This window comes from Pseudomonas sp. MWU13-2100, assembly GCF_023242365.1.
Taxonomy (GTDB): domain Bacteria; phylum Pseudomonadota; class Gammaproteobacteria; order Pseudomonadales; family Pseudomonadaceae; genus Aquipseudomonas.
The window spans coordinates 1-1,398 of the sequence record NZ_JALLIX010000108.1 but is presented as its reverse complement, the minus strand read 5'-3'; the positions used below and the strand labels follow the sequence as shown (position 1 = coordinate 1,398).

3 protein-coding genes are annotated in these 1,398 nt (G+C 59.6%); all 3 read right to left on the bottom strand.

The annotated features are described in order from the left end of the window. On the bottom strand, positions 1–599 hold a 599-nt coding region (locus tag M5B99_RS29535), incomplete at its 3' end, for an IS66 family transposase zinc-finger binding domain-containing protein (RefSeq protein ID WP_248807445.1). A 49-nt stretch (positions 600–648) separates the two neighbouring features. Then, positions 649–984, bottom strand: a complete 336-nt coding sequence (gene tnpB / locus M5B99_RS29530; RefSeq protein ID WP_027595099.1) for an IS66 family insertion sequence element accessory protein TnpB — start codon at positions 982–984, stop codon at positions 649–651. Further along, positions 981–1,298 (bottom strand): IS66-like element accessory protein TnpA, encoded by a 318-nt coding sequence (gene tnpA / locus M5B99_RS29525; RefSeq protein ID WP_248807444.1) that lies wholly within the window; start codon positions 1,296–1,298, stop codon positions 981–983. The genes tnpB and tnpA overlap by 4 nt, the downstream gene beginning before the upstream one ends. Positions 1,299–1,398 lie beyond the last annotated feature (100 nt).

Here is a 1,398-nt window from a genome sequence, read left to right as displayed (position 1 = left end):
AGCGGAAGATGGTCGGCAAACTTGGCCACCATTACGTGAGCCAACAGGCCAGCAGTGGGGATGCCCTTGTCGATCACCTGTGCTGGCACCGGCGCCTGGATCAGTGTTTCGCACTGGCGGCAGGCCCACTTTCCACGTACATGCTGCTCAACGGTAAACACGCCCGGTGTGTAATCCAGCTTCTCACTGACATCTTCGCCGATGCGCTGAAGCTGGCACCCGCAGACGCACTGGGTGTTCTCTGGCTCATGACGAATGACGGTACGAGGAAACTGCGGCGGAAGCGGCGCGCGCTTGGGCTTTTGGCGGATTTCGTCCGACGTCGGGGCAGGACGAAGCGCGTTCAGCTCTGCCTCGATGGCCTCAAGGTCGGTGTTGAGCAGGTCATCCAGCAAGCTGCCTTGCGCCGGGCTGATCTGCTCGCTGCGCTTAGCGAACTTGTGGCGCTTGAGGATGGCGATTTCGTGAGAGAGCTGTTCGATGATCGTCTCGTCACGATGGATCTTCCGGCCCATGGTGTCGACCTTCGATAGCAACTGCGTAGCGAGGGCGCGCAGTTGTTCGGGTGTCATTTGGTCGAGGTTGGGCGAGGAAGTCATGCCGTGGATTTTACCAAAGCAACTCATCCACCACAGCTCAAAGGCGGGACTAAATCACTGTAATTGCGCCGTTGGCGCCAACCCGCTGCCATGGCAAACCGAGCACCAACGCTTGCAGTTGTTCAGCGTCGAGTTCGACTTCCTGGCCGCGATGAGTGCCGGGCCAGTGAAACTTGCCTCGGTTCAACCGGCGTGCGGCAAGCCAGATGCCCACGCCATCGTGTACCAACACCTTCATCCGGTTGGCGCGGCGGTTGGCAAACAGATAGGCGCAGTGCGGCTTCGCCGCACCGAACACCGCCACCACGCGGGCCAACGCAGTTTCGGTGCCAGCGCGCATGTCCATCGGCTCGGTGGCGACCCAGATAGCATCGATGCGGATCATTGCGAGAGGCCACGGATGAAGCGTGCGCAGCCGTCTGGGTCGGATACGGGCCATTTGACCGTGATGTATTTGTCGCCCAGCGGCAGTGCGATAGACACCGCTTCATCAGCGTGCCGTTTAGGCATCGGTTGCAGCGGTACAAACGCCGGAAGTGGCGCGACGGGTTTCTCACGGTATATCGGCAGCCACTTGCGAATCACGTTGGCATTGATGCCGTGGCTGATGGCGACGCTGGAAACTGAGGCACCGGGTTGCAGGCATTCCTGTACGACCTGGGCCTTGAAGGGTTTGGGGTAGGAGCTTCGTTGGCGCATGGAAATCCTAGCGATTAGAGTGATCGCGTCCGCTTAAAAATAGGCGGACACCATCGCCCTTAATTACGGATTTCTGAATGTGTGTTCGCTGGCCGCTTAC

Excerpts from the sequence above, each read along its gene's own strand:
- tnpB (WP_027595099.1), bottom strand. The coding sequence starts at position 984 with ATGATCCGCATCGATGCTATCTGGGTCGCCACCGAGCCGATGGACATG.
- tnpA (WP_248807444.1), bottom strand. The coding sequence starts at position 1,298 with ATGCGCCAACGAAGCTCCTACCCCAAACCCTTCAAGGCCCAGGTCGTA.